28 protein-coding genes are annotated in these 26,038 nt (G+C 72.7%); 12 read left to right on the top strand and 16 right to left on the bottom strand.

All coding sequences use genetic code 11. The annotated features are described in order from the left end of the window. Positions 1 to 76: 76 nt before the first annotated feature. Positions 77 to 1,009: a Gfo/Idh/MocA family protein gene (locus E2C06_RS03055; RefSeq protein WP_133287094.1), complete on the top strand. Its 933-nt coding sequence runs from the start codon at positions 77 to 79 to the stop codon at positions 1,007 to 1,009. Positions 1,010 to 1,102: 93 nt separating this feature from the next. On the opposite strand, the gene lpxB is transcribed toward E2C06_RS03055, so the two are convergent. From lpxB to hisI, 5 genes are all read right to left on the bottom strand, one after another. Further along, positions 1,103 to 2,287 carry a lipid-A-disaccharide synthase gene (lpxB, locus tag E2C06_RS03050; RefSeq protein WP_133287093.1) on the bottom strand — a complete coding sequence of 395 codons (1,185 nt, stop codon included), beginning with the start codon at positions 2,285 to 2,287 and terminating at the stop codon, positions 1,103 to 1,105. Positions 2,288 to 2,378: 91 nt separating this feature from the next. After that, entirely contained in the window at positions 2,379 to 3,260 is an 882-nt protein-coding gene (locus E2C06_RS03045) for a carbon-nitrogen hydrolase family protein (protein WP_133287092.1), read from the bottom strand. After that, entirely contained in the window at positions 3,257 to 3,856 is a 600-nt protein-coding gene (locus E2C06_RS03040; RefSeq protein ID WP_133287091.1) for a GNAT family N-acetyltransferase, read from the bottom strand. Before E2C06_RS03040 ends, E2C06_RS03045 begins: the two co-directional genes overlap by 4 nt. A 43-nt stretch (positions 3,857 to 3,899) precedes the next feature. After that, on the bottom strand, positions 3,900 to 4,997 hold the full coding sequence (locus E2C06_RS03035) for a CobW family GTP-binding protein (protein WP_133287090.1): 1,098 nt from the start codon (positions 4,995 to 4,997) through the stop codon (positions 3,900 to 3,902). Beyond that, complete coding sequence (gene hisI, locus E2C06_RS03030) at positions 4,994 to 5,422, bottom strand: phosphoribosyl-AMP cyclohydrolase (RefSeq protein WP_165982179.1); 429 nt, start codon at positions 5,420 to 5,422, stop codon at positions 4,994 to 4,996. The genes E2C06_RS03035 and hisI overlap by 4 nt, the downstream gene beginning before the upstream one ends. 39 nt (positions 5,423 to 5,461) lie before the next feature. Here hisI and E2C06_RS03025 point away from each other — a divergent pair, with 39 nt between their 5' ends. Together E2C06_RS03025 and E2C06_RS03020 are read left to right on the top strand one after the other, a co-directional pair. Beyond that, positions 5,462 to 5,974 (top strand): Fur family transcriptional regulator, encoded by a 513-nt coding sequence (locus E2C06_RS03025; protein WP_133287089.1) that lies wholly within the window; start codon positions 5,462 to 5,464, stop codon positions 5,972 to 5,974. A gap of 152 nt (positions 5,975 to 6,126) precedes the next feature. Beyond that, on the top strand, positions 6,127 to 6,738 hold the full coding sequence (locus E2C06_RS03020; protein WP_133287088.1) for a transposase: 612 nt from the start codon (positions 6,127 to 6,129) through the stop codon (positions 6,736 to 6,738). Between the two features lie 71 nt (positions 6,739 to 6,809). Here E2C06_RS03020 and E2C06_RS03015 read toward each other — a convergent pair whose 3' ends face one another. After that, a complete protein-coding gene (locus tag E2C06_RS03015; RefSeq protein ID WP_133287087.1) occupies positions 6,810 to 7,478 on the bottom strand; it encodes a hypothetical protein in 669 nt (222 codons plus the stop codon). Between E2C06_RS03015 and E2C06_RS37335 the strand changes: the two genes are divergently transcribed. From E2C06_RS37335 to E2C06_RS02995, 4 genes are all read left to right on the top strand, one after another. After that, positions 7,449 to 7,910, top strand: a complete 462-nt coding sequence (locus tag E2C06_RS37335; protein ID WP_165982178.1) for a hypothetical protein — start codon at positions 7,449 to 7,451, stop codon at positions 7,908 to 7,910. The genes E2C06_RS03015 and E2C06_RS37335 overlap by 30 nt on opposite strands. A gap of 166 nt (positions 7,911 to 8,076) precedes the next feature. Further along, positions 8,077 to 8,496 carry a Rap1a/Tai family immunity protein gene (locus tag E2C06_RS03005; protein ID WP_133287086.1) on the top strand — a complete coding sequence of 140 codons (420 nt, stop codon included), beginning with the start codon at positions 8,077 to 8,079 and terminating at the stop codon, positions 8,494 to 8,496. 17 nt (positions 8,497 to 8,513) lie between these two features. Beyond that, on the top strand, positions 8,514 to 8,786 hold the full coding sequence (locus tag E2C06_RS03000; protein ID WP_133287085.1) for a YMGG-like glycine zipper-containing protein: 273 nt from the start codon (positions 8,514 to 8,516) through the stop codon (positions 8,784 to 8,786). Further along, positions 8,783 to 9,283: a GNAT family N-acetyltransferase gene (locus E2C06_RS02995; protein WP_133287084.1), complete on the top strand. Its 501-nt coding sequence runs from the start codon at positions 8,783 to 8,785 to the stop codon at positions 9,281 to 9,283. The genes E2C06_RS03000 and E2C06_RS02995 overlap by 4 nt, the downstream gene beginning before the upstream one ends. On the opposite strand, the gene metC is transcribed toward E2C06_RS02995, so the two are convergent. From metC to E2C06_RS02975, 4 genes are read right to left on the bottom strand one after another with little or no spacing between them, the layout of a single operon-like run. After that, positions 9,273 to 10,475 carry a cystathionine beta-lyase gene (metC, locus tag E2C06_RS02990; protein WP_133287083.1) on the bottom strand — a complete coding sequence of 401 codons (1,203 nt, stop codon included), beginning with the start codon at positions 10,473 to 10,475 and terminating at the stop codon, positions 9,273 to 9,275. The genes E2C06_RS02995 and metC overlap by 11 nt on opposite strands. After that, positions 10,475 to 11,320 (bottom strand): sulfurtransferase, encoded by an 846-nt coding sequence (locus E2C06_RS02985; RefSeq protein ID WP_133287082.1) that lies wholly within the window; start codon positions 11,318 to 11,320, stop codon positions 10,475 to 10,477. Before E2C06_RS02985 ends, metC begins: the two co-directional genes overlap by 1 nt. Positions 11,321 to 11,325: 5 nt before the next feature. Further along, positions 11,326 to 12,048, bottom strand: a complete 723-nt coding sequence (locus tag E2C06_RS02980) for an alanyl-tRNA editing protein (RefSeq protein WP_165982177.1) — start codon at positions 12,046 to 12,048, stop codon at positions 11,326 to 11,328. Then, entirely contained in the window at positions 12,048 to 12,686 is a 639-nt protein-coding gene (locus tag E2C06_RS02975; protein ID WP_133287080.1) for an NUDIX domain-containing protein, read from the bottom strand. Before E2C06_RS02975 ends, E2C06_RS02980 begins: the two co-directional genes overlap by 1 nt. A 48-nt stretch (positions 12,687 to 12,734) precedes the next feature. On the opposite strand from E2C06_RS02975, the gene E2C06_RS02970 reads away from it, so the two are divergent. Both E2C06_RS02970 and E2C06_RS02965 read left to right on the top strand, forming a co-directional pair. After that, positions 12,735 to 13,652: a DMT family transporter gene (locus E2C06_RS02970; RefSeq protein ID WP_133287079.1), complete on the top strand. Its 918-nt coding sequence runs from the start codon at positions 12,735 to 12,737 to the stop codon at positions 13,650 to 13,652. Positions 13,653 to 14,132: 480 nt separating this feature from the next. Then, positions 14,133 to 14,942 carry a sterol desaturase family protein gene (locus E2C06_RS02965; protein ID WP_165982176.1) on the top strand — a complete coding sequence of 270 codons (810 nt, stop codon included), beginning with the start codon at positions 14,133 to 14,135 and terminating at the stop codon, positions 14,940 to 14,942. 191 nt (positions 14,943 to 15,133) lie between these two features. On the opposite strand, the gene E2C06_RS02960 is transcribed toward E2C06_RS02965, so the two are convergent. Further along, a complete protein-coding gene (locus E2C06_RS02960) occupies positions 15,134 to 17,563 on the bottom strand; it encodes a response regulator (protein ID WP_133287077.1) in 2,430 nt (809 codons plus the stop codon). A 217-nt stretch (positions 17,564 to 17,780) separates the two neighbouring features. Between E2C06_RS02960 and E2C06_RS40195 the strand changes: the two genes are divergently transcribed. The 3 genes from E2C06_RS40195 to E2C06_RS02950 are packed head-to-tail and all read left to right on the top strand — an operon-like array spanning position 17,781 to position 19,515. Then, entirely contained in the window at positions 17,781 to 17,912 is a 132-nt protein-coding gene (locus E2C06_RS40195) for a hypothetical protein (RefSeq protein ID WP_277751781.1), read from the top strand. Continuing rightward, complete coding sequence (locus E2C06_RS02955) at positions 17,909 to 18,649, top strand: metal ABC transporter ATP-binding protein (RefSeq protein WP_133287076.1); 741 nt, start codon at positions 17,909 to 17,911, stop codon at positions 18,647 to 18,649. The genes E2C06_RS40195 and E2C06_RS02955 overlap by 4 nt, the downstream gene beginning before the upstream one ends. Further along, positions 18,604 to 19,515, top strand: coding sequence for a metal ABC transporter permease (locus tag E2C06_RS02950; RefSeq protein ID WP_456305168.1), 912 nt, complete (start codon positions 18,604 to 18,606; stop codon positions 19,513 to 19,515). The genes E2C06_RS02955 and E2C06_RS02950 overlap by 46 nt, the downstream gene beginning before the upstream one ends. A gap of 4 nt (positions 19,516 to 19,519) precedes the next feature. On the opposite strand, the gene E2C06_RS02945 is transcribed toward E2C06_RS02950, so the two are convergent. The 5 genes from E2C06_RS02945 to E2C06_RS02925 all read right to left on the bottom strand — a co-directional run bounded on the left by E2C06_RS02945 (position 19,520) and on the right by E2C06_RS02925 (position 25,997). Further along, positions 19,520 to 21,829: a T6SS phospholipase effector Tle1-like catalytic domain-containing protein gene (locus E2C06_RS02945; protein WP_133287075.1), complete on the bottom strand. Its 2,310-nt coding sequence runs from the start codon at positions 21,827 to 21,829 to the stop codon at positions 19,520 to 19,522. Between the two features lie 84 nt (positions 21,830 to 21,913). Beyond that, a complete protein-coding gene (locus E2C06_RS02940; protein WP_133287074.1) occupies positions 21,914 to 23,506 on the bottom strand; it encodes an ABC transporter substrate-binding protein in 1,593 nt (530 codons plus the stop codon). A gap of 13 nt (positions 23,507 to 23,519) precedes the next feature. Continuing rightward, positions 23,520 to 24,356, bottom strand: a complete 837-nt coding sequence (locus E2C06_RS02935; protein WP_206664408.1) for a polysaccharide deacetylase family protein — start codon at positions 24,354 to 24,356, stop codon at positions 23,520 to 23,522. A 35-nt stretch (positions 24,357 to 24,391) separates the two neighbouring features. Next, a complete protein-coding gene (locus tag E2C06_RS02930) occupies positions 24,392 to 25,228 on the bottom strand; it encodes an SDR family NAD(P)-dependent oxidoreductase (RefSeq protein ID WP_241671086.1) in 837 nt (278 codons plus the stop codon). Continuing rightward, positions 25,221 to 25,997, bottom strand: coding sequence for an SDR family NAD(P)-dependent oxidoreductase (locus E2C06_RS02925; RefSeq protein WP_133287072.1), 777 nt, complete (start codon positions 25,995 to 25,997; stop codon positions 25,221 to 25,223). Before E2C06_RS02925 ends, E2C06_RS02930 begins: the two co-directional genes overlap by 8 nt. Positions 25,998 to 26,038: the final 41 nt, after the last annotated feature.

Here is a 26,038-nt window from a genome sequence, read left to right as displayed (position 1 = left end):
AGCCCGGCCGCGATTTGAGCCGACCGCGCCGATCCGCTAGACGCCGCGGCGTTACTCGCGGGATGGGACCGGCGGCATGGCTCTCAGGATCGGCGTTCTCGGCACCGGGCATTTCGGCCGCTTCCATGCGCTGAAGCTGGCGGCGCGCGGCGTGCTCTCGGGCGTGCACGACGCCGACCCGGCCCGCGCCGCCGCCGTCGCCACGGAATGCCGGACCCAGGCGCAGGACGCCAGCGGGCTGATCCAGGCCAGCGACGCGGTGATCATCACCGTCCCCACGGCCTTCCACCACGCCTACGCGCTGCAGGCGATCGCCGCCGGCCGGCATCTTTTCGTCGAGAAGCCGATCGCCGCCACCGTGCCGCAGGCCGAGGCGATCATCCGCGGCGCCCGTGACCGCGGCCTCGTGCTGCAGGTCGGGCATATCGAACGCTATTCGGCCGCCATCCGGACGCTGCGGGCGAGCGGGGCCGGACAGGGCGCCATGGCCTTCGAGGCGACCCGCGTCGCCCCCTTCCGTCCCCGCAGCCTCGACGTTTCGGTGGTGCTCGACCTGATGATCCACGACCTCGACCTGGTGCTGACCCTGGCGGGTTCGCCGCTGGCCGAGGTGCGGGCGGTCGGCCGCCGCGTGATGTCCGACCACCCGGATTTCGCCGTGGCGCAGCTCCGCTTCGGCAACGGCGCCGCGGCGACGGTGACCGCCAGCCGGATCAGCGTGGCGCTGGAGCGCCGGCTCCGGGTGCTCGGGCCGCGAGGCGAGACCCGCGTCGACTTCCTCGCCCGCAGCATCGAGAGCGTCCGTCCGGCCGGGGCGGAGGCGGTGGCGACCATGCCCGGCTGGGGCATCGACCGCGCCACCTGGGAGGACCATGACAGCCTCGAGGCCGAGCAGGCGGCCTTCCTGGCCAGCATCGAGCAGGGCGCGACGGTCGAGGCCAGCGGCGCGGTCGGCCTCGCGGCGCTGGACGCGGCGCTGCGGGTCGAGCAGGCGATCGCCGCGGGCTGACTGTCCGCCGCTTGTGTGCGGTCGGCCGGGGCCCGCCGCGCCCGGGCCATGGCCGGCTTCGCCGCGCCCAGGCCATGGCCGGCTCCGCCGCGCTCAGGCCATGGCCGGCTCCGCCGCGCCGGGCGCGTGGCGGAGTTCCGCCAGCACCGCCACCGCGGCCGCCTCGCTCGGCAGGCCCTCCGGCGCCCGCAGCAGGGCGCGCACCGCGGCGAAGCCCTCCCGCTGCGCCGCGGCCGCCGCGGGGTCGGTCAGCAGCCGCACCAGCACCGCGGCGAGTGCCGCCGCGGTGCAGTCCTGCTGCAGCCGCTCCGGCGCCACCTCCCGCTCCGCGAGCAGGTTCACCAGCGAGACGTAGCGAACCTTGATCAGCCGCCGGACGATCTCGGCGGTGACCGGGTTGGCCTTGTAGCCGACCACGTGCGGGATGCCGGCGACGGCCATCTCGAGGCTGGAGGTGCCGGACTTGATCAGCCCCGCGCCGCCGGACTGCGCGACGGCGGCATAGGCGTCGTGCTTCCCGGACAGGCCACGCACCAGGATCGGCGGCACCGGCCAGTGCGCCGTGCCCTCGCGCACCGCGGCCTCCACCTGGCCGGCGATCGGCAGCACCGGGCGCAGGCCGGGCACCGCCGCGGCGGCCAGCCGCACCGCCTCGCCGAAGGGGCCGAGCAGGCGGCGGATCTCGCCGCGCCGGCTGCCGGGCATGACGATCACCGGTCGGTCGGCCGGGCCGAGGCCATGCGCCGCGCGGAAGCGGGCGGCGTCGCCGGCATCGGCGCCGCTCTCCAGCACGGGATGGCCGACAAAGGTGACCGGGATGCCGGCGGCCTCGAAGAAGGGCGCCTCGAAGGGCAGCAGGGCGAGGATGCGGTCCACCCGCCGGGCGATCTTGCGGACCCGGCCAGGCCGCCAGGCCCAGACCTGCGGCGCGACGTAGTGCACCACGCGGATGCCGCGGGGCCGCAGGCGCTCGGCCAGACGCAGGGTGAAGCTCGGCGCGTCGATCGTCACCAGGACAGCGGGGCGGCGCGCCAGGATGTCGGCCTCGGCCTCGTCCAGCCGGCGGGCGAGGCGGCGCAGGTTCGGCAGCACCTCCAGCAGCCCCATCAGGGAGAGCTCGCGCATCGGGAAGAGGCTCTCGATCCCCTGTTCCGCCATGCGCTCGCCGCCGACGCCGGCGAAGTTCAGCTCCGGGGCGCGGCGCCGCAGGGCGGCGATCAGCCGGGCGCCGAGGACGTCGCCGCTGGCTTCGCCGGCGAGGAGGTAGACGAGGGTCATGCGCGGCCCGCAGGGGGCGCCGCCCCCTGCACCCCCGCCGGGGACCGGGTCGGTCCGCGGACCCCGGCCCGGGTTTCGGGGCGGCGCAGGGTCACGCGAAGACCGCCGGGCCGGGCCGCGGCAGCGGGGCGCGGGGCCAGTCGCGGTGGTTCAGCACCGCGCCGTCGCGGCGCACCGCCTCGATCCGGGCGGGGTCGAGGGTGCAGAAGGTCCAGCCCGGCGCATCCATCGCGCCGGCGGCCAGCACCCCGTCCTCGGGGAAGCCGCGGTCGACCGGGCCGAAAACCGCGGCCTGACCGCGGTTCGCGTCGAGCGCGGCCGACCAGGGCGCGGTGCCGACGGTTGGCGCCACGGCGACGAAGCACTGGTTCTCCAGCGCCCGGGCCTGGCAGGCGAAGCGCACCCGGTTGAAGCCGTGCAGCGTGTCGGTGCAGGCCGGCACGAGCACCAGCCAGGCGCCGGCCTCGACCTGGGCGCGGACATGCTTGGGGAATTCCGAATCGTAGCAGACCGAGATGCCGAGCAGCCCCCAGGGCGTGCCGAAGACCTGCGGCCCGGCGCCGGGGGAGACGCCCCAGCGCTCCGCCTCGAAGCGGGTCATCATGCCCTTGTCCTGGAAGGCCAGCCGGCCGTCGGGCGCGATCAGTGGCGCCCGGTTCACCACGGCATCGCCCTGCCGCATCGGCAGGCTGCCCGGCTGCAGCCAGAGCCCGTGCCGCCGGGCGGCCCCGCGCATGGCATCCAGCACCGCGGGCGCGGCCTCGACCATGGCGCGCAGCTCGGCCGCCTCGTCCGGGGCCGCGGCGCCCGACAATGCCGGGCCGAGTTCGACGCAGGCATATTCCGGCAGCAGGACCAGGTCGGCGTGGCCCACCGCCTCGCGGAGCCAGTGGTTGAGCTTGGCGGCGAACCCTTCGATGCCCGTGGTCGGCTCCACCGGCCAGGCCAGCGCCCCGAGGCGGAGCGGCCTCACGCCAGCGCCTTCAGCCAGAAGGCGAGCACGTGCGGCGTTTCCCGGTCGTCGCCGATCTCCCGCCAGTGGAAGACGCAGGAGATGTCGGGGCGCGGCGCATAGCCGCGGTTGCGCCAGAAGCCGTCGAGCGGCACGTGCCCCGGCGGCCGGCGCGGGTCGTTCGGGTTGCGCACCACGGCGCAGAAGGCCGCCTCGGCCAGGCCGAGGCGGCGGGCATGCGCCTCGCGCGCCGCGAAGAAGCCGACCCCGGTGCCGCGGCCGCGGTATTCCGGCAGCAGCACGCTCTCGCCGAAGTAGCAGACGCGCGCGGGGTCCAGCCCGCGCGCGCGGAAGGCGCCGGGCACCGGCCCGCCGGCGCTCTCCATCGGCTGGCAGGTGGCCATGCCGACCGGCACCTCGCCGTCGAAGGCGGCCACCACCGCGGCCCCGGGGTCCTCGGCATAGGCGGCGACGTAGCGCGCCTCGTGCGCCGCATCGCCCTGGTACAAGTAGGGCCACTCGGCGAAGACCGCGAGGCGCAGCCGCGACAGGCCGGGCAGCGCGGCGCGCAGCGCCTCGCCCGAGAGCGTCTCCAGCCGGAGGGAAGGGGGTGTCATCCCCCCGAGATAGGCGGGCGCGCCGGCCGGTGCAAAGGGCCGCTCACCCCTGGCCGGCGATCGCCGCCTGCTGCCGGGCGCTCTCGGCGAAGGCGCGCAGGCCCTTCTCGACCGTGGCGCGGTCGAGGTCGCGCAGGATGAAGACCAGCCGCGACCGCCGGTCGTCGCCCTCGGGCCAGCGCTCCAGCTTCACCGGCGGGTGGAACAGGTGCTGCACGCCGTGGATGGCGACGGGGCGGTCCTCGCCCTCGAGGTTCAGGATGCCCTTGACCCGCAGCACGCTCTCGGCGCGGGTCATGGTCAGCACCTCGAGCCAGGTGGCGAGGCCGTCCCAGGGCAGGGGGTCGTCGAAGGTCAGGCAGAAGCTGTGGATGCGGGCGTCGTGGCGGTTCGCGTCGTGGTGGTGATGGTGGTGCCCATGGTCATGCGCATGGCCCTCCGCCCAGGCCTCGGCATCCAGCCAGCGGCGGACATCGGGGTGCTTCCGCGTCGCGTCGTAGAGCCCGCAGTCGAGCAGCGCCTCCGGCTCGATGTCGCCGTGCAGCGCGTTCAGCAGCGGCGCGCCGGGATTGAGCGCGCGCAGCCGGGCCCAGAGCGCGCTGACCTGCTCCGGCGTCGCCAAGTCGGACTTGGTGAGCACCAGCCGGTCGGCGACCGCCACCTGCTTCACCGCCTCGACCTGCGCGTCGAGCGTCGCGCTGCCGGTCGCCGCATCGACCAGCGTGACGACACCGTCCAGCCGGTAGCGGTAGAGCACCAGCGGGTCGCTCATCAGCGTCTGCAGGATGGGCGCCGGGTCGGCCAGCCCCGTCGTCTCCACCACCACGCGGCGAATTGCATGCCCCTGCTCGATCCGCACCGCGAGGTCGCGCAACGCCTTCACCAGGTCGCCGCGCACGGTGCAGCACAGGCACCCCGCGTTCAGCAGCACGGTGTCGCCGTCCAGCCGCTCGACCAGCAGGTGGTCAAGGCCGATCTCGCCGAACTCGTTGATCAGCACGGCGGTATCGGCCAGCGCGGGGTGGCGCAGCAGCCGGTTCAGCAGCGTGGTCTTGCCGCTGCCGAGGAAGCCGGTGAGGACGGTGACCGGGACCGGCTCGGGGCGTGTCGCGCCGGCGGCGCTCGGGGGGGATTGGCTCATCGGCCGTAGAGCTCCTCGGGCGGGACCTCGGGGGCGGCGATCTCGGCCAGCGCGCCGTCGCGCAGCGCCAGGAAGAAGCAGCTCCGCCGTCCCGTATGGCAGGCGACGCCGGTCTGGTCGACCAGCGCCAGCAGCGTGTCGCCGTCGCAGTCCAGCCGCAGCTCGACCAGCCGCTGCTGCTGGCCGGAGGTCTCGCCCTTCCGCCACAAGCCGCCGCGGCTGCGGGAGAAGTAGCAGACCCGCCCGGTCGCCAGCGTCTCCTCGGCGGCCTCGCGGTTCATCCAGGCCATCATCAGCACCTCTCCCGTGTCGTGCTGCTGGGCGATGCAGGGCACCAGGCCGCGCGGGTCGAAGCGGATGGCGTCCAGCATCCGCGCGCGGATGGCCGGGTCGGCGATGACGGGGTTCGTGGCGATGGCGGTCATGCCGCATTATATAGGTCGATGGCCCGGATGGAGAAATGCATGCCCCTCGCCGCAGCAGGGAGAGCAGGACCGGCTTCGCCGGCGGGGGAGGCCAGCCTCGACCGCGCCGCCGCGCTGTGCGCCAGGCGCGGCGCCCAGCTCACCGCCCTGCGCCGGGAGGTGCTGCGGCTGGTGCTGGAGGCCGAGGCGCCGCTCGGCGCCTATGCGCTGCTCGACCGGCTGAAGGCCAGCCGGGCCGGGGCGGCGCCGCCCACCGTCTACCGGGCGCTGGACTTCCTGGTGGAACAGGGGCTGATCCACAAGGTGGAACGGCTGAACGCCTTCATCGGCTGCGTCGACGCGCTGGATCACCCGGACGACTGCGGCTGCGCCGAGGCGCATGACCACCCGCACCAGTTCCTGATCTGCGACCGATGCGGCGCCACGGCGGAGATCAGCGACCCGGGCGTGGCGCTGGCGCTGGCCCGGGCGGCCCGGGCGGCGGGGTTCGCGCCGCGAAAGGCGACGGTCGAGGTGGAAGGGGTCTGCGCGCGCTGCGCCGCGGCGGGATGAGGCCAGGGGGCGCTGCCCCCTGGACCCCCGCCAAAGGCCGGAAGGCCTCCGGACACCTCTGGTCGGCCGGCCGGGGCAGGGATTTTCCTTGCTGAGCGGAAAAAAGTCCTACAACCTGCTTCGTCGTTTCGTTGGTGACGGAGCTCCGCCGCATGCCCCTCCCGCCCCCGCCGCCCGGCCGCCGCTACACCCCGAAGCGCCCCTGGTCGCCGATGACCGATGCCGAATGGGCCGAGGTCCTCCCCCATCTCCGCACCGTCGTCATGGGCGAGGGCCGGCCGCTGCGCGACGCCCGCCAGCGGATCGACGGCATGTTCCAGGTCGCCGTCTCCGGCCTGCCCTGGCACAGCCTGCCCGAAGACTACGGCAAGCCCGACACGGTCAGCCGCCACTTCCGCCGCCTCGCCCATGCCGGGCTCTGGCTCCGGCTGGTCGGCGCCTGCGCCAATCCAGCGGCCCCGCCGGCGCTGCGCCGGATCGAGTACTTCATCTGCCGCGCCGCCCGGCGGGCCATGCGGATCCTCGGGATGGACGGCGCCCGGGCGGTGCAGCGGGTCGGCCTGCTCACCGCCCTGCCGGTCTGGCCGATCTACCTGCGCCGCCCCGCCGCCCTGGCCCGGGTGAACGCCATGGTCTCGGCCTGGCTGGAGCCCTTCCGCCGCCGCCCGGTCGAGGATTTCCCGGAGAAGGAGATGCGGACCTGGCTCCGCGTGATCCGCTTCTTCGAGGGCAAGCCCTGGCATCGCCGCTGGGCGCCGCCATGATCCGCCGTTACCCGGGCCAGGGCGGGCGCCGCCCCCCTGGCCTTTGTCCGAAAACCGCCGGCGCGGGTGGCTCAGAGGTGCCAGTCGCCGCTCGCCGCCACGTACATGAGCATCAACCGGCCGCCCTCGACGATTTCCTGCCGCTCGGCGCTGCCCGCCGCCGCGAAGCCGTAATGCGCCTGGGTGTCCGGCAGGAAGACCCGCTCCCCCGCGGCATGCGGCAGCAGCGCCGTCGCGTCGAGCACGCCGGAGCTTTCCTCGTCCTGGGTGAAGGGCGGCGTCGCCGGCCGGCCCGCCTCGCCGAAGCGTGCCGGGTCATGCGCCGCGAGCTCGGTCAGCCCGCCGGACTGATGGTCGTAGAACCAGACCTTCCCGGCCCGCGGGTTGTTGCCGACATCCTCCAGCAGCACCAGGTCGCCCGCGGCGGTGACGGTGATGGTGTCGAACATCGTCTGGCCCTCGGTCCCCGCCAGCAGCATGCGGCAGGTGCCGCCCCAGTCGGGGTGGGCCACGTCGTGGAAGTCGAGCGCCCAGAGCCGCGAGGGCGCGCCGATCGCGTTGGTGGTGACGAAGTAGTGGCGGTTCGCATCGAGCGTGCCCCAGGCGCCGTCCTCCGGCCGCAGCCAGCCGGTGACGCCCTGCGCCTCGCTGGCCGTCTGCAGCTCCGCCCCGGTGAGGCCGGCGACGTTGCCGAAGCCCTCCAGCGAGAAATGCCCGGCATCGGCCTGGCCGTTGCTCACCTCCTTCAGGAAGTCGGCCTTGACGCCGAACAGCTCGCCATGGGCGAGGCCCGCCTTTTCGATCTCGTTGCCGCTGGCCTGCTTGAAGCCCTGGTAGAGGTAGAGCTGCCCCGGCGTGCTGTCGTCGTCGCCGATGGCGATGGTGCGGTCGCCATTGTCGAAGGCGCCGATGCCGTCCGGCGTGCCGGCGAAGTGCCAGGCGCCGCCATCGGCGCGGGTCGCGCCCGCGACGCCGTCGCCGGCGCTGAGCAGCGAGACGAGGCGGACGCCTGCGGCGCTCGGCAGGATCTAGGGGGGGGGTGGGCGGTGGAAGGCCCGGTGGTCGTATCGGCCATGAATGGCTCCTGCCCAGGGTGGCGCCGGACCGGCTTGGGCGGACCATTGCAGCCGGTGGCGGCGGCATCCCGCAGGGCCATGCGGTGCGAACCGTGAAGAAACCCACCCGCAATCTTGCCGCCATGGCAACGGGCACCAGGGGCTGGGCATCCCCGTTTCCAGGTGGCGGCAGAGGTCCGCGTCATCGGCGTCGTTGCGGCCCGGGCGGCTTCCGGTGTCTCATGCCGCCGTGGCGCCGAGCGGCGCCGAGGGAGGACACGGCATGAGATCTCGCAGGCTCCTTGCCCTGGCGTTGGGCGCCGGGCTGCTGGCCGCGCCGGCCATGGCGGAGGTGACGGAGCAGGATTTCCGCGGCGGCCGCACCGGCGACCTGGCCGCGCTCTGCAGCGCCGGGACGCACGACCGGATGCATACCGCGGCGCTGAACTGGTGCCACGGCTTCATCGTCGGCGCCGGGCAGTACCACCGCTCCGTCACCGATGCCGGCACCGGGCCGGGATCGCTGTTCTGCCTGCCGACGCCGGAGCCGACGCTGGAGCAGGCCCGCATCGCCTTCGTCGCCTGGGCCCGCGCGCATCCGCAGCACGCATCGGAGCGCGCGGTGGACGGGCTGTCGCGCTTCGCGGCGGATACCTGGCCCTGCCCGGCGGCGAAGCCGGCCGGCCGGCCGGCGAAGCGTTGATCGGGGAGACGACGAGCATGCGCAAGACCATTCTCCTCCCCGCCGTCCTGGCGCTCGGCCTGGTCGGCTGCGCCGACATGAACTCCACCCAGCAGCGGACGCTGACCGGCGGCGCGGCGGGTGCCGCGGGCGGCGCGATCATCGGCGCGATCGCCGGCAATGCCGGGCTCGGCGCCTTGATCGGCGGCGCCGCGGGCGCGGGCGGCGGCTACCTCTTCGACCAGAGCAAGCAGTCGCAGCAGCGCGCCTACGAGCAGGGCTACCAGCAGGGGCGCTACTCCCGGCGATGAGCGGCTGGCGCCTGGCCTCGGGATGGGTGCCGGGCGCCATCGGCGACATCGCCGCGCTGCACGCGCGGCACTATGCCGCCAGCCACGGCTTCGGCGCGGTCTTCGAGGCCAAGGTAGCGCGCGAGCTCGGCGAGTTCCTCGGCCGCCTCGACCCGGCACGGGACCTGTTCCGCGCGGTGGTGGCGGTGGACGGCGCGGTGCGCGGCTCGATCGCGCTGGATGGCGGGGAGCCGGGGCTGCCCGCCGGCACCGCGCATCTCCGCTGGTTCATCCTTGATGCCGGACTGCGCGGCGGCGGACTCGGCCGGCGGCTGCTGGCCGAAGCGCTGGACCATGCCCGCGCCGCGGGGTGCGGCCGGGTCTTCCTCTGGACGCTCGCCGGGCTGCCGGCGGCCGAACGCCTCTATGCCGAGGCCGGCTTCGCGCTGGCGGAGGAGGTCACCGGCCGGCAATGGGGCCGGCCGGTGACGGAGCGGCGGCTGGAGCTCAGCCTGTGAGCCGGGCAAGGCCCTGCTCGAGGTCGGCGATCAGGTCGGCCGGATCCTCGAGCCCGATATGGATGCGCGCCATCGGCCCGCCGAAATCGCCTGACCCGGCGGTGCGGGTGATGTTGCCGGTGGTGGCGATTGCCAGGCTCTCGAAGCCGCCCCAGCTGGCGCCGATGCCGAAGAGCGCCAGCGCGTCGATGAAGCGGTATACGTCCTCGATCGCGTATCGCGGCTGGAAGACCACGCCGAACAGGCTGCAGGACCCGGTGAAGTCGCGCTTCCAGAGGTCGTGCTGCGGATGCTCCGGCAGCGCCGGGTGCATCACCCGCAGCACCTCGGGCCGCGCGCTCAGCCAGCGCGCCACCTCGATCCCGCTGGCCTCCTGGCGCTTCAGGCGGACATTCATGGTCCGCACCCCGCGCAGCGCCAGCCAGCAATCGTCGGGCGAGGCATATTGGCCGAGCTGCGAGCCGGCGCCGCGCAGGACCTTCCAGTCCTCCTCGGAGTTCACCGTCGCGCTGCCGAGCAGCACGTCGGAATGCCCGCCGACATACTTGGTCAGCGCCTGGATCGAGACGTCGACGCCGTGCGTGAAGGGCATGAAGTGATGGATGCCCCAGGTATTGTCCATCATGACCTTGCAGCCACGGGCATGCGCGGCGCGGGCAATGGCGGGGATGTCCTGCACCTCGAAGGTGTGGCTGCCGGGACTTTCGGTGTAGACGACGCGGGTGTTCGGGCGGATCAGCGCCGCCATCCCGGCCTCGTCCACCGTCGGGTCGTAGTAGGTGGTCTCGACGCCCCAACCCTTCAGCAGCCCCTCGCAGAGGTTGCGCGCCGGGCCATAGGCGCTGTCCGGCATCAGGCAATGGTCGCCCGCCTTCAACCAAGCCATCAGCGGCACCGCGACGGCGGCGAGGCCGGTGCCGAGGATCATGGCGCGGGTGCCGCCCTCGATCTCGGCGATCACATCCTCCAGCGCGTAGTGGGTCGGGCCGCCCTGCGTGCCATAGGTCATGAACTGCTCGAACCGGTGCTTGGCGCCGTCGCGCCGCGCCGCCGAGTTCGGGAAGAGCACGGTCGAGCCGCGGTGCACGCCGGGATTGACGAAGCCATGCACATGCGTGCCGGCCCGGCCGGCATGGCTCATCCGGGTGGAGAAGCCGTAGGTCCTGGTCTTCGAGGCATGATCGTCCGGCATCAGCTGTGCACCTTCGGTGTCTCGGGTCGGGAGGCCCATTCGGTCCAGGACCCATCATACACGGCCGGCTCCGGGAAGCCTGCCTGCAGCAGGCCGAGCGCCAGGATGCAGGCGGTGACGCCGGTGCCGCAGGAGGTGACGACGGGGCGTTCGGCGGTGACGCCCGCCTCGGCGAAGATCGCGTGCAGCGCCGCCCTGTCCTTCATGGTCTGGTCGGCGTTGAGCAGCAGGTTGAACGGCACGCTGGCCGCGCCCGGCATGTGGCCGGAGGGCAGGCCGGGCCGGGGCTCCGGCGCGGTGCCGTCGAAGCGGCCCTTGGCACGCGCGTCGAGGATCAGCGCGCCGCCGCCCCCTTGCCGCACGATCCGCTTCACGTCGCCGATCCCGCGGACCAGCTCGGCCTCGAAATCGGCGACGAAGCGGGCGGGCGCCGGGGCGGCAGGCGGGCCGGCTTCCGTCGCGCGGCCCTCCTTCAGCCATTTCGGGAAGCCGCCGTCGAGAACCGCGGCATGGTGATGCCCGAACAGCCGCATCAGCCACCAGCCGCGCGCCGCGGAGGCCAGGCCCTTCTGGTCGTAGAAGATTACGCGCGTCGTGTTGGACACGCCGAGCGCGCCGAGCAGCGTCTCGAACCGCGCCGCGGTCGGGATCATGTGCGGCAGGCTGCTGTCGGGGTCGGCGACCACGTCGATGTCGAAGTAGCCGGCGCCGGGGATATGCGCGGCGGCGAAATTCGCCTTCCCGTCCTGGTTCTCGTTGGGAAGGAATTTCGTCGCGTCGAAGACCATGAGGTCGGGCTTGCCGAGCTCAGCCGCGAGCCATTCCGTGCTGACCAGGTTCTGCATGCCGATCACTCCCCACTCAGCACGAGATACACGCGCCGGTTCTGCTTGCCCTTGTTCTCGAGCTTCGTCACCTCGACCCGGCCGATCTCCGCGGTGCTGCACACATGCGTGCCGCCGCAGGGCTGCAGGTCCACCGGCGCGTCCTCGGTGCCGATCCGCACCAGGCGGATCCGCCCGGCGCCGCGCGGCGGCTGGACCGAGAGGGTGCGGACCAGGGACGGGTTCTCGTCCAGCTCCGCCTCGCTGATCCAGCGCTCGCCCACCGCATGGTCCCCGGCGACCAGGGCGTTCAGCCGCTCGGTCAGCCATTCCTTGGTCGGTGGCGCGGCGAGGTCGAAGTCGAGCCGCGAGCGCTCGGCGCCGATCTGCCCGCCGGTCACCCCGGCCCCGGGGATCAGGCTGCAGAGCAGGTGCAGCGCGGTGTGCATCCGCATGTGCCGGTGGCGCGGCGTCCAGTCGAGCGCCGCGGTGACCGTCGCGCCGGCGGGAGGAAGCGCGGCGCCCTCGGCCGGCAGGTGCAGCACGGTATCGGCCTCGCCCTTCACCGCCTTGGTGATGGCGGCTTCGCCACCATCCCAGCGTAGCCAGCCGGCATCGCCCGGCTGGCCGCCGGCCTGGGCATAGAAGGGTGTCCGGTCCAGCAGCACGCCCTCGGGGCCGGCAGCCAGCACGGTCGCGCTCGCCTCGCGCGCATAGGCATCGTCACGGTAGAGAAGTTCAGTCGGCATCACGCCCATTCCTGTCGCAGCCGCGCCCGGTGATGCCGCAGCCACCAGAGGCAGACCATCGCCGTCGCATTCATGATCCGATTGGCATCGAGCATGGCGAAGGCCTGCTCCGCCGGCAGCACCAGCACCCGGGTATTCTCGTGCTCGTCGAGCAGCCCGTATTCGCCGGCCTCGCCCGGCGCCGGCAGGCGGACCCGGGCGGCGTAGTAGTGCATCGTCTCGTCGCAGCCGCCCTGCATCAGCATGGTGCGGCAGATCAGCTCGAAGCGGTCGGGGCGGAGGCCGGTCTCCTCCAGCGTCTCGCGCCGCGCCACCTGCTCCGGCGCCTCGCCGATCTCCTGCAGGCCGGCCGGGCATTCGACCATGATGGGGTCGAGCCCTGCGGCCAGCGCCGGCAGGCGGAACTGCTCGATCAGCGCCACGGAATCGGCGATGGGGTCGTAGGGCAGCACGGCGACTCCGGCATGGCGGCGCCAGAGCTCCCAGACCAGCTCGCCGGACTGGCTGCCGTCGAAGCGGGCATAGGTGAAGCGGACGCGCTGCAGCGGGAAGCGGCCGTCCCAGACGACCTCGTCCTCCAGCACCGTCACGCCGGGATGCGCCGGAATGGGCGGCGCCTTCGCTGGTCTGGCTTTCATGCGGCGGCGACCCTACCCTTGAGGGCATACGCCGTCCATGGACCGAGAATGCCAGAAGCACCCGCCGCCACCCTCGCCGGGGCGGTGACCGCCGCCGCGTCCCGTCGCCGGGCGGTGCTGATGATCCTCGGCGCGGCCTGCCTGTTCTCGCTCGCCGGGGCATGCGTCAAGGCGCTGGGCGGGCAGGTGCCGTTGGCCCAGGTGGTGCTTTGCCGCAACCTCTTCGCCGTGCTGGTCCTGCTGCCGCTGCTCTGGCGGGCCGGCGGCTTGGCGGCGCTGCGGACCCGCCACCCCGGGCTGCACGCGATGCGTCTGGTGGCCGGGCTCGGCGGGATGGTTGCCAGCTTCTACGGGCTGACCGTGCTGCCGCTGGCCACCGTGACCGCGCTCGGGTTCACCATGCCGCTGTTCCTGACGCTGCTATCGATCCCGCTGCTGGGCGAGCGGGTCGGACCGCGGCGCGGCGCGGCGGTGCTGGCCGGCTTCGGCGGCGTGCTGCTGATGACCCTGCCGGGCGGCGCGGCCGGCGCGCATGCCGGCGGGTTGCTGGCGGTGCTGGCCGGGGCCCTCGCCTGGGCGCTGGCGATGATCACCATCCGTCGCATGGGCGATGCGGGGGAGGGGAATGTCGCCATCGTGGTCTGGTTCGCGCTCGGCGCCGCGGCGCTGTCCGGCCTTGCCAGCCTGCCCGGCTGGGCTTGGCCGAGCGCTGGGCAATGGGCCTTCCTGGTGGCGATCGGGGTGATCTCGGCCGCCGCCCAGGTGATGATGACCGAGGGCTACCGGCGCGGCGAGGCGACGCTGCTCGCACCCTTCGAGTACTCCGCCATCCTCTGGACCACCACGCTCGGCGCCGTGGTCTGGGCTGAACTGCCGGATCGCTGGGATGTCGCCGGCATCGCCGTGCTGGTCGCCAGCGGGCTTTATATCTGGCGGCGCGAGGTCGCCTTGGGCCTTCGCCGGTGACGTGGCGGCTCCGCCGCGTGGCCCGCTGGAGGGACGGCGACGTCTGTCGAGCCCCGCCACTGTGGCTGTCCTGCCTCGCCCGACCAGAGGCATGCCGATAGGCGAGCCTCAGAAACCGTGGGTAATATTGTAACGAAAAAGTGGCTCTGGTCAGGTCATTACTTAATATTTTGTAAAGTAAGGCCTCTTCCTTCCTCCACCGATACCGATCAGGCTGAACGTAATCGAAAGGTTGCCCCACCGGGAGGGGAATATCTGAGGAGGTTTTTTGTCTTGAGCATCCTGGATGCCGTCATCGCGCGTTTAATTGCCGCGGGTCCTCTACTCATCTTGTTCACCTGAGCGATGACTTTAGTTGGAAGCTTCATTGCTTTCTGGGTTCAAGTCTCTGCAGGCCAGCGAAGCCTGCGCGGGTATCTTCGCTTCAGCTTTCCGCCCGAAATCCTCCGCCATCGGTCCTCCCGCCTGGACCTGTTCTACATGCTCAGCCTCAAGCTGATCCATCCGTTCGCGATATTGCCCTTCGTTGTCGGCAATATCGCCCTGGCCATTGCGGTGCATGCGGGCCTGACGCAACTCCTCGGGGAGAGGCCGGCCGGTGAGATGAGCGGACTCGCCTGGGCGACCATGCTGCTGCTGCTGATCATCGTCGAAGATTTCATGACATTCTTCGGCCACTACCTCCTGCACGCCTATGCTTCGTTGTGGGAGCTGCACAAGACCCACCACTCGGCCGAGTTCCTGGTGCCCCTCACCAACCGCCGCCTGCACCCGCTGCAGACGATCTTCGAGCAGGTCTGCACAGCGACGGCTGTCGGCGTGGCGGCCGGTGTCCTGGCCTATGCCTTCGCGTTGCCGCTGGCCGAATTCTTCGTTGCCAAGGTGGATGCCTACTACATCGTCAACGCGCTCAGTTTCCATCACTTGCGCCATTCGCATGTGCGGCTGTCCTATGGCTGGCTGGAGCGCTATCTGCTCAGCCCCGCGCAGCATCAACTGCACCACAGCTGCCTGCGTGAACATTGGGACAAGAACTTCGGATTGCTGTTCTCGTGTTGGGACCGCCTGTTCGGCACGATAGCCTATTCGCGGCCGGGGGATGTCTACCAGCCGGGCCTGCCGCCGGGCAGCGGCGAGTTCTCAACCGTCGCGCAACTCTACCTGACGCCGCTCCAGCGGATCGCGCAGTCGGCGGTGCACCGTCTGGGCCGACGCCAAGCCAGCGGTGGAGGGACGGGCAGTGAGTTGGCGCCTGCCGCCGCACCGCCTCCGCCCCACGCGGCGCCCTGAGCACTGCGACCTGGACCCCCGCCGCGCCGAACTGGCGCCGAGGATGACGCCGGCGCGGTCGCTGCCCGCGGTCTTCGCGTGGCCTGCACCGGCGCGGTGGAACACCCCGTGCCTGCGCATGCATGCGACGGCGCCGTCGATGGGCGCTCCCAGCGCAGAGTTACGCGGGCGGGCGCTCCATCCCCCGGCGATCAGCCCTGCACCGTCTCCCGCCAGCCGAGCAGCGCCGCCACCTGGTCGACCAGCAGCGCTCCCGTCACCGGCTTGCGCAGCAGGGTGAAGGTGCCGTCCACCCGCTGGCCGACCGCGAGAGCCGCCGCGTCGCCGGCGTAGCCGGTGACCAGGATGGCCGGCAAGCCGGGCCGGGCGCGCCGCACCTCGCGGATCAGGGTGACACCGTCGATCCCCTCCATCGCCAGATCGGAGACGAGGACGTCGCAGGCCATGCCTCCGGCGAGCAGGGCGAGGGCGGCGGCGCCATCCTCGGCCTCGGTCACCGCGTAGCCGGCATCGGCCAGCTGGGTCGCCAGCACCTCCCGCACCACCGGCTCGTCATCCACCAGCAGAACCCGGGCGCGGCAGGACATCGCCATGGCGGGGCGCGCCTGACGGGGCGGGGCGGCCACCAGGGCTTCCGCCGCCGCGGCCATCGCCGGCAGCCAGAGCGCGATGTGGGTGCCGCAGCCGGGCTTGCTCTCGATCGTCATCCGTCCGCCCGAGCCCTCGGCGAAGCTGCGCGCCATGGCGAGGCCGAGGCCGGTGCCGCGGCCGACCGGTTTGGTGGTGAAGAAGGGCTCGCCAGCCCGGGCCAGGGTCTCGACGCTCATCCCCGCGCCGGTATCGGCCACCGTCACGCGGATAAAGTCGCCGGCGGCGAGGCCGCCCGGATCCTCCGGCGCCACCGTCAAGGGCTCGGCCATCAGGGTCAGCCGGCCGCCCTTTTCCATGGCGTCACGTGCATTGGTCGCCAGGTTGACCAGCACCGTCTCAAGCTGGCCCCGATCGGCGAAGACCGCGGGCAGCGCCGGCGGCGCCTCCACTTCCACCCGGATCCCGGCGCCGAGCGTCGCCGCCAGCACCTCGCGCAGCCCGACCAGCAGGGCGCCGACATCCAGCCGGTCGGCCCGCAGCTCCTCCCGCCGCGAGAAGGCGAGCAGCCGGCGGGTGATGGACTGGCCGCGTTGCGCCGCTTCCTCGACCATCCCGGTCAGCCGCGCCACCGCGGCGGGGTCGCCGGCCCGCTTGGCGATCAGCGCGACGCCGCCGAGCACCGCCTGAAGGACGTTGTTGAAGTCGTGCGCGATGCCGCCGGCGAGCTGGCCGACCGCCTGCAGCTTCTGCGCCTGGAGCAGCGCGGCTTCGGTATTGCGGCGTTCCTGCACCTCGGCCTCCAGCCGGGCGTTCGCCTGGCGCAGCGCCTGGGTGCGGTCGGCGACGCGGTCCTCCAGCAACTGGGCGTGGTGCCGCAGCTCCTCCTCCCGCTGCTGCAGCGCCACGGCCATGCGGTTGAAGGCGCCGGCGAGCTGGCCGAATTCGGAATGCCGGCCGGCCCCAGGCGCGCGTGCCGCCAGGTCGCCGGCGCGCCAGCGGCGGGCGGCCTGCAGCAGCGCATCGGTCGGCGCGGCGATGAAGCGGCGGGCGACCAGCAAGGTCATGCCGAGCGCCAGCAGGCTGCCGCCGCCGACGATCAGCACACCCCGCAGCAGCGCCTGCTTGATGTCGCGCAGCAGCTCCTGCTCGTCGAAGCCGATCACCGCGGCGACGCCGTAATTCTCCCGCGTCGGCGGCGAATAGCCGATCAGCCGCTCGGTCCCGTCGATGCTGCGGAGCCGCAGGTTGCCCGGGGTGGGACTTTGCAGCAGCGACATGGCAGCGGGTGGGAAGGACTGCCCGACGAAGTCAGCATGCCGCTGGTCGCGGGCGAGGATCACGCCATCCGCATCGGCCAGGGTCAGCACGGAGGAGGCGATGAAGGGCGAGCCGTCCCGCTTCATCCGCTGCAGCGCCTGTTCCAGCCAGCCAAGCTCGAGCGCCGCGACAAGCGTGCCGCCACCGGCCGCCGTATCGGTGGCGATGGGCAGGTAGAAGGGCAGCACCCCGTCCGGGTTGCCGCTCGTCTTCGTGTAGCGGCCGGCACCGAATTCGGTGACGACGCGGGCGGCGGCGATCCAGCCGGCGTCCGCATCCCGCACCGCGAGGCTGGGGTCGGAGGCGCAGGCGACATGCCCGGCGGGATCGACCAGGGCGATGAAGGCATAGCCCGGCGCATGCCGCCGCAGCCGGGCGAGCTGCCGGTCGCAGCCCGGCTCAAGCTGCCGCACCTCCAGGCTCTCGGTCGCCGCACCCAGAAGGATGCGGGCGCCCTGGGCGATGCCGTCGAGGTTGCCGGCGAGGAGCTGGGCCTGCTGGATCGTCAGGTCGGCCAGCTGCGCCTTGCGCTCGGACCACTGGCTCCAGGCGATGGCGACCTGCATGGCCAGGATCGGCAGCAGGGAGGTGGCGATGATGAGGATGAGCCGGGTCGAGAGCCGCATGCCGCCCGGGCGCAGCCGCCAGCCGCCATCCGTAGCCGGGGCTGGCGGGACGACAGCCTGATCATGGGCGGGGGAGGCCTGATGCATCGCGGGACATTAAGTCCTGGTTGATGGAATAGGACACCGTAACGTGGAATGGGCGCTTATCGGCTCACGGCGCCGCGAGACAGGGCTAGCGGAACCGGCGAGAACTGTCACCCCGCACTCAAGCGCTGTGACCTTGGCAGCATATCACATGCCGCGGGGTACCGCGTCGTCGGGAAGGGGTGTTGCAGGGGAGGACTGGATGTTATGTAATAACATCATGCATTCCGTTTCCCGCTGGTCCATTCCCGATCCGCTCGCCCTGTCCTCCGGTGCCGGCGCCCGCCTGGCGCTGGCCGGCGGCGTCGCGGCGGTGCTGTGGGCCGCGGTTGCCTGGGCCCTGGCGGCATGAGGCCGGCCGAGATCCGGCTGACCGACGTCACCGTCTCCCATGCCCGGCGGCCGGCGGTGCACCATGTCTCCGGCCGTTTCGCGCCGGGCAGCCTGACCGCGGTGGTCGGGCCGAACGGCGCCGGCAAGTCCACCCTGCTGCGTGCGCTGGCCGGGCTGCACCGGCCTGATGCCGGCCGGATCGAAGGGGCGGCCGGCCAGGTCGCGCTGCTGCCGCAGGCGGCGGCGCTCGATCGGGGCTTCCCGGTGTCCTGCCTCGACGCCGTGTTGTTCGGATTGTGGCGCGAGGCCGGGGCTTTCCGCGCCATCGGAGCCGCCGGACGCGGGCGGGCGCTCGCGGCGCTGGCCGCGGTCGGGCTCGACGGCTTCGCCGGGCGCCCGGTCGGCAGCCTCTCGGCCGGGCAATTCCAGCGGGTGCTGTTTGCCAGGCTGCTGCTACAGGATGCGCCGGTGATCCTGCTGGACGAACCCTTCAACGCGCTCGACGCGCGGACCGCCGCCGACCTTTTGGCCATGGTGCATCGCTGGCACGGCGAAGGGCGGACCGTGGTCGCGGTGCTGCACGACCTCGACCTGGTCCGGCGGGAGTTCCCCGACACCCTGCTGCTGGCGCGGGACTGCCTCGGCTGGGGCGCGACCGGGGAGGTGCTGACCGCGGCCAACCGGCTGCGCGCGCGGATGATGGCCGAGGCCTGGTCGGCCGAACCCGAGGCCTGCGAGCGGCGGGACGCGGCCTGATCCTCGACCTCCTCGTCACGCCGTTCCTGGATTACGGCTTCCTGCGCCGCGCGCTGGTCGGCTGCCTCGCCTTGTCCGTCGCGGCGCCGGTGCTCGGCCTGTTCCTGATGCTGCGGCGGATGAGCCTGACCGCCGACGTGCTGGGCCACGGCATCCTGCCGGGCGTGGCGGCGGGCTTCCTGCTGGCCGGATTGTCGCTGCCGGCGATGGCGGCGGGCGGGCTGGTCGCCGGGCTCGCGGTCGCGGTCGGGGCCGGGGCGCTGTCGCGGGCGACCGGGGGGCGGGAGGATGCCTCGCTCGCCGCGCTCTACCTCGTCGCGCTGGCGGCGGGCGTGGCGATGGTCTCCTGGCGCGGCGGGGCGGTTGAGCTGACCTCGCTGCTTTTCGGCAGCGTGCTCGGCGTCGACGACGCGGCGTTACTGCTGATGGCGGGAAGTGCCAGCGTCACGCTGGGCGTCATGGCCCTGGCTTGGCGGCCGCTGGTGCTGGAATGCTTCGACCCCGGCTTCGCCCAGGCGGTCGGCGCGCGCGGCGCCTGGTGGCACATGGGCTTCCTGGCGCTGGTGGTGCTGAACCTGATCGCCGCCTTCCAGGCGCTCGGGACGCTGATGGCGGTCGGGCTGATGATGCTGCCGGCGATCGCGGCACGGCACTGGGCGCGCGGCGTCGGCGGGATGGCCTACGCCGCCGTCGGCATCGCCGCGGCCAGCGCCTATGCCGGGCTGCTGCTGTCCTTCCACGCCGATGTCCCGAGCGGGCCGGCGGTGGTGCTGGCGGCGGGGCTGTGCTGGCTGGTCTCGACCCTTTGCGGGCCGGTGGACGGGCTGCTCGGCCGGCTGGTCCGCCGGCCGCATCTGGCGGGGTAGCCGGTCACGGGCCGGCCGGCAGGCGTTCCAGCGTGACCCGCGCGCTGCCGGCGTTGTTGCCGTAGAAGGCGCCGACCCCCGCGCCGAAGGGCAGCGCGTCGTTGACGTAGAGGAAAAGCTCGCCGTCGCGCGGTGCGACGAATTCCGTGACAAGGCCTTGGGCTCCGGGGTCCGCCGGCGCGACGGGGCCGGGCAGCGCCCATTCCGTGCCGGCGCTCGGGCCGATGCGGGCGATCGGCTGGAACCAGGCCGCGCCCCAGCTCCAGCGGCGGAACGGGGCGGCAAGCCGGTGGCGCCAGCCGGCCGGGCGGAAGCCACCGATGCCGGACGGCCGGTTCTGGTCGCGGAAGGCCTCGGTCATCTCCAGGCGGAGCCGGTAGCGCTCGCCCCGCACGACGCGGCGGCCGCTGGCCCAGCAGGGATCGCTCGTGGGGAACTCCGCCGGCTCCGCCGTCCCCGGCGCAGTCGGGACACAGAGGCCGAACGCCTCCACGCGCCAAGCCAGGCCGATGCGGTGGGCCGCCAGCAGCACGCCCGCCAGCAGCGCCAGCAGGAGCACGACGGGCAGCACGGCGCGGCTGAGGAACCGGCTTGCGACGCCGAGGCCCCCGGCGTTGCGGAGCCGGCGCGCCAGGCGCAGGGCGAGGCCGCGCGGCCTCGCCCCGGGCCGGTTCCGGACGGTCTGCCGGACCGCCGGCAGCCAGGCGCTGCGCGCCTGCTCGGCGATGGTGTCGCGCAGGCGGCCGCCCAGCGCATCCAGCCCGAAGGCCAGCAGCACGAGCCCGCCCGCGATCAGCGGGGCCTCCAGGAAGGGGTCGAGCCAGCGCCCCGACCAGGTCGGCAGCACCGCGCGCAGCGCCTCGACCACGGGCGCGAAGACGAGCGCGGCGAGGCCGCCGATGCGCGTGAGCCAGCCGGCGTCGGGGGCGGGATGGCCGAGCAGGAAGGGCAGGGCCACCAGGCCGGCGGTGGCTAGGAACAGCAGGACATAGGCGAGCTTGCGCCACCAGATCAGGTCGCCCATCGTCCCGGTGATCGCCCGGTCGGGCCGGTTCAGCATCGCGGCCGCGGTCAGCGTGGTGGCGCGGCCCTGCGCCTGGTCCTTGGCCAGCGCCTTCCGCTGGTCCGGCGGCAGATGCGTCCCGAAATCCTCGAGCGGCACCAGCTGTCCGTCCGGCAGCCGCACCGCCGCGCTGGCCGGCAGCGCGACCGGGGCATAGGCGTCGGTGCCGTAGGCGATCTTCTCCACGACCGAGTGGTGCACCAGCGGTGCCGTCGCCTGCCGCGGACCGTCGCTGCGGACCTGGCGGGGGCCGTAGCGGTAGAACACGCCGAGCCCGGTGCGCGAATCATGGCAGGCGGCGAAGGGCGAGGCGGCCGCCTGGACGGCATCGAGCGCACCGATGCGCAGCCGCAGCCCGGCCTGCCGGGCTTCCATCGCCATCCAGGCCAGCGGCACGCCGGCCAGCGCATCGTCCGGGTAGCCGCCGCCGACGTCGGAATGCACCCCGGCGAACCAGAGTTCCCGGATCCGGTCGGGGTCGCCCTCGGCTTGCCGGTCGAAGAGCAGCGGGTGGAAGGTGACGCGCTCCTCGTCGAGCGCGAGGGCGTGCCGGGCCTGCCGCACCTCCGCCCAAAGCTGGCGGTTGCGGAAGGTCATCGGCCAGACCACCCGGTCGATGGCCGAGCGCAGCGCCTCGATCGGCACGCCATAGGCCTCGACCGTGTCGAACAGGCCGAGAAAGCGGACCGTCGGCGTGGTGCGGCGCTGGTCCAGCGTCGCCTGCCGCACGCCGGCATAGGCCCGGTGCCGGAGCAGCCCGTGCCAAGCCGCGAGCAGGCGGTCGCGGACCCAGCGCGTGGCGGTGATGGTGAACCAGCGCCGCCGCCAGGAGGGGCTGTTCGAGCGGTAGGCGCGCCAGGCCGCCATGGCGTTGCGCCGCATCTCCGCCCGGGTCACCGCGGCGCCGCCGATGGTTGCCGGGACCAGGCCTTCGCTCTTGATCAGGCCGATCAGGCTGCGGACGGTGAAGGCGCCGCGGCTGAAGCCGAAGGCCCAGATCTCGTCGCCCTCCTGCCAGTTCCAGCAGAGGAAGCGGTAGAGCTCGCGGATGTTGGAGGGAACGCCGAACCCGGTCGCGCCGTCGAGCAGCGCCAGCGGACGCAGGCTGCTGGTGCCGACGCCCTTGACGTAGCGGGCGATCTGGTCCGGCTGCGACCGGTCGAGCGCCTGGTAGAGCCGCCACACGTTGGATTCCCGGACGCCGTAGGCGTTGCCGGTCCCGTCGGCGAAGACGATGAGCTTGCGTCCCATCCTGCCCCCTGCAGCCCGATGCGGCCCCTCGGCGCGACCGCCCCAGACATCAGCCCCGCGGCCGCGGCGCAGGGCGCGCCAAGACTACTTCGCGCGTTCGATGTTCCACAGCACGGGGAAGCCGAAGTCGATCACCCCCTTCAGTTCGGAGCGCCAGACGGCGGGGCTGCGGAACTGGCCGTCCATCGAGAAGGTGACGTTCTCGATCGCAAGCTTCTGCAGCTCGGCCGCCAGCGCCTTCCGCTTCGCCGGGTCGCTCTCGGCGACATAGGCGTCGAGCACCGGCTTCATCGCCTCGACGCAATAGCCCCAGGGCTGGTTGTTGGTGCAGTTGTAGCCGATGCCGACATTGGACAACGGGTCTGCCAGGTCGAAGCCGGTATAGATCACCGGCACCAGGTTCCAGCCGCCCTTGTCGATCGGCTCCCGCGTCACCCAGCGGCCGGCGATGGACGACCAGTCGCCGGCCTGGACGTCGAGGTTGAAGCCGGCGCGCTTGAGGCGATCGATCACCACCATGGCCATCGGGTTGATCAGCGCGCTGTCGGCGGGCTGCAGGATGGCGATGCGCTCGTTGGCGTAGCCCGCCTCCTTCAGCAGCGCGCGGGCACGGTCGAGGCTCGGGTTGCGGATGAGGTCGCCGCTGGCGTCGTTGGTGTAGGTCGTGCCGCACATGTAGACCGAGACGCAGTCGGGCGAGGTCATGTCGGCCGGCAACCCGTGCGCCGCGACGATCTCGCCGCGGTCGAGCGCCGCCTGCAGCGCGCGCCGCATGGTCAGGTTGTTGAAGGGCGGGAGGTAGTGGTTGATCGAGACGCCGCCCATGATCTGGCTGATGCCGCCGGCCTGCGAGATCACCAGGTTTCGGTCCCGCCGGAAGCGCGGCAGGTAATCGAAGGGCGCATATTCCAGGTAGTCCACCTCGCCCTGGGTCAAGGCCGCGGCGCGCAGCGAGACATCGGTCATGGTGACGAACTCGACCCGCTCGGCCAGGGGGCGCTTGCCGCCGGCGAGGCCGTCGGCGGCTTCCTCGCGCGGGCGATAGGCCGGGTTGCGGCGAAAGCTGGTCTTCTCGCCCGGGACCCATTCGTCCTTGATGAAGAGGAACGGCCCGCTGCCGACCACCTCCTTCACCGAACTGGTCGGCGGCGTCGCGTTGGCGATGCGGGCGGGCATGACGAAGGGGACGTGGACGCTCGGCTTGCCCAGTGCCTCTATCACGTGGCCGAAGGGCTGGGCGAGGTCGATGACGAAGGTCGAGGCATCGAGGATGCGGATCTCCCTCGTCGCCGCTATCAGCCGGCGGCCGATGGAATCGCGCTGGCCCCAGCGCTTGATGGAGGCGACGGCATCCTCGGCGGTGACCGGCGTGCCGTCATGGAATTCGAGGCCGGTGCGCAGCCTGAAGCTCCAGCTCATCCGGTCCGCGCTGGGCGTCCAGGACTCCAGCATCTGCGGCCGGTACTCGCCCTTGCCGTCCATGGCAACGAGGGTGTCGTAGACCATGTAGGCGAAGTTGCGCGTCACGAAGCTCGGGCCGGCGATCGGGTCGAGGTTCTGCAGCCCGACATTCACGACGAGGCGCAGCGGCTTCTCGCGCGGCTGGGCCGCAGCGGCGCCGGCGAGCAGCGTGAGGGCGGTGGCCGCGAGCAGGCCGCGCCAAGCGGGGAGGGTCATCACCGGCATCCTCTCAGCGGCCCTCATGGTGCGTGGCCCAGGCCTCGGCGACCTGCGAGCAATTCGCGAACCAGACGCCGGGGAATTCCCGCATCCAGGCGATCATCTCGCGCAGCAGCGCGATGCGGCTCGGCCTTCCGCTGACCTGCGGGTGCATGACCAGGTTGTAGGTGCCGCCCCAGCGATGGATCTCCTGGAACTCGGCCTGGAAGATCTCCTTCAGGTGGCTGTTCGGGAAGATCGGCCGCGGACCCTTGATGGAGAACAGCGCATAGGGTGCGTCGTCGAGGCTCCAATGCCAAGGCAGCTCGATCGGGCCGGGGCGTCCGTCCGGCATGGCGTGGCGATAGGGGTTGATGTCGTCGAGCAGCGAGGAGTTGTAGGTGAAGCCGTGCTTGTCGAGCAGGCGGATCAGGTTCTCGCTGGTCTCGCCGGCCGGGGAGCGGTAGCCCTTCGGCACCACGCCGAGCCGCGACTTCAGCGCGTGCAGGCCGCGCTCCATTTCCTCGACCTCCTTCGCGGTGTCGTCGAGCGCGATCCATTCATGGCTGTAGCTGTGGTGGCCGATCTCGTGCCCTGCCTTGAGGATCATCTCGCAGCGGCCGGTGTGGTTCTCGACCGTCCAGCCCGGGATGAAGAAGGTGGCGGGGACGCCCGCATCCTCCAGCGTCTCGAGGATCTTCGGCACGCCGACCTTGGCGCCGTATTTTCCCTGGCTGAGGATGCCGGGGCGGCGGGCATTCTCAGGGTCGCGCGCCATCCAGAGCGTCTCGGCATCGAAGTCGAAGGTCAGCATCACGGCGACCCGGGCGCCGTTCGGCCAGTTCACGCGCATGTCGAAGGCAGGCATCGCTTGCTCCCTTGGTGTCCGGCGGCAGGCGCCGCCTATTCGTCATCCGGCGGGACATGCCGCCCGGCCAGCCAGCCGCCATCCACCGCAATCACCTGGCCGGTGACGTATGAGGCATCCGCCGAGGCGAGGAAGGCGATCACCGCCGCCACCTCCTCGGGCCGGGCGGCGCGCCGCAGCGGCGTCGGCGCCAGCACCGCGCGGCGGTAGTAGTCGCGCGCCAGGTGCCCCTCGGTCATCGCCGTCTCGATCACCCCGGGTGCGACGGCATTCACCAGGATGCCGGCCGGGCCGAACTCGGCCGCGAGCTGGCGCGTCATCTGCGCGACTCCGGCCTTGGCGACGGCATAGGCGGTGGTGCCGGGGACGCCGGCGATGCCAAAGGTTGAGGAAACCGAGACGACCCTGCCGCCCGGCCGCGGCAGGTGCGGCAGCATGGCGCGCGTTACGCGCAGCACCGCCTTCAGGTTGATGTCGATGAAGCGGTCGATCAGGTCGTCGTCCGATTGGGCGAGCGGCTTCGAGCCGCCGATGCCGGCATTGTTCACCAGGATGTCGATCCGGCCGAAGGCATCGAGCGCGGCATGGGCGAGGCGTTCCCCGGCACCGCGTTCCCCCAGGTCGAGCGCGAGGGCCTGGCCGCCGATCGCCGCGGCGGTCTCCGCGACCTCCGCCAGCCGGTCCGCCAGCAGCACGCGGGCGCCGTCCTGCGCCAGCCGCGCCGCGGTCGCGGCGCCGATGCCGCGCGCCGCGCCGGTGACGACGGCGACGCGGCCGGTGAAGCGGGTCGGGATCGGCGGGGCCGGCCGATGCGCCGCGGCGGCGCCGAGGCTGTCGCCCGCCGCGCTCGGCCGATCGGCCGCCTCAGGCAAGCCGGCCTCCATCAACCGGAATGGCGGTGCCGGTGATGAAGCCGGCGCCGTCGGAAAGCAGGAAGAGCACCGTCTCCGCCACCTCCTCCGCCCGGCCGAAGCGGCCCATCGGGTGGCGGGCGCGGAAGGCGGCCTCGCGTGCGGCACGGGCGACGGCATCGCCGGCGGAGGCGAAGGTTGCCTCCAGCATCGGCGTCTCGATCGAGCCGGGGCAGACGCAGTTGACCCGGATGCCCTCGGCCGCATGGGTCAGCGCCAGGCTCTTGGTCAGCATCACCACCGCGCCCTTGCTTGCGGAATAGGCGGGCAGGGTGGCCGAGCCGGCGATCCCGGCAGTCGAGGCGAACAGCACCATCGCCCCGCCGCCCGCCGCGCGCATCGCCGGCAGCAGCGCCCGCACCGTCAGCCAGGATCCCTTGACGTTGACGGCAAACAGCCGGTCCCACTCCGCTTCCGTCACCGTCTCGGCGGGCCTGGCGGGGCCGAGCATGCCGGCCGCGGCGACCAGCAGCGTGACCGGGCCGAGCTCCGCCGCGGCGCGCGCCGCGACGTCGAGATCGGCGGCCGAGGTGACGTCGCCCGTGACGCAGGCGGCGCCCGGGCAGAGCGCGGCGGTCGCCTCAAGGCCGTCGGCGTCGCGGTCGAAGAGCAGCAGCCTCGCGCCGTCCCGCGCCAGCCCCGCGGCGGTGGCGCGGCCGAGGCCGGAGGCGGCGCCGGTGACGAAGGCGACGCGCCCTCCGAAGCGTCCGGCCGATCCGCCCTGCGCCATCGCCAGCCTCCCGCGCTGTACCGCCGCGATGGTGCGGCGAT

Source organism: Dankookia rubra (genome assembly GCF_004355005.1).
Classification (GTDB): domain Bacteria; phylum Pseudomonadota; class Alphaproteobacteria; order Acetobacterales; family Acetobacteraceae; genus Paracraurococcus; species Paracraurococcus ruber_A.
Note: the sequence above shows the minus strand (reverse complement) of the source record. Positions and strands in the feature narration are given on the sequence as shown.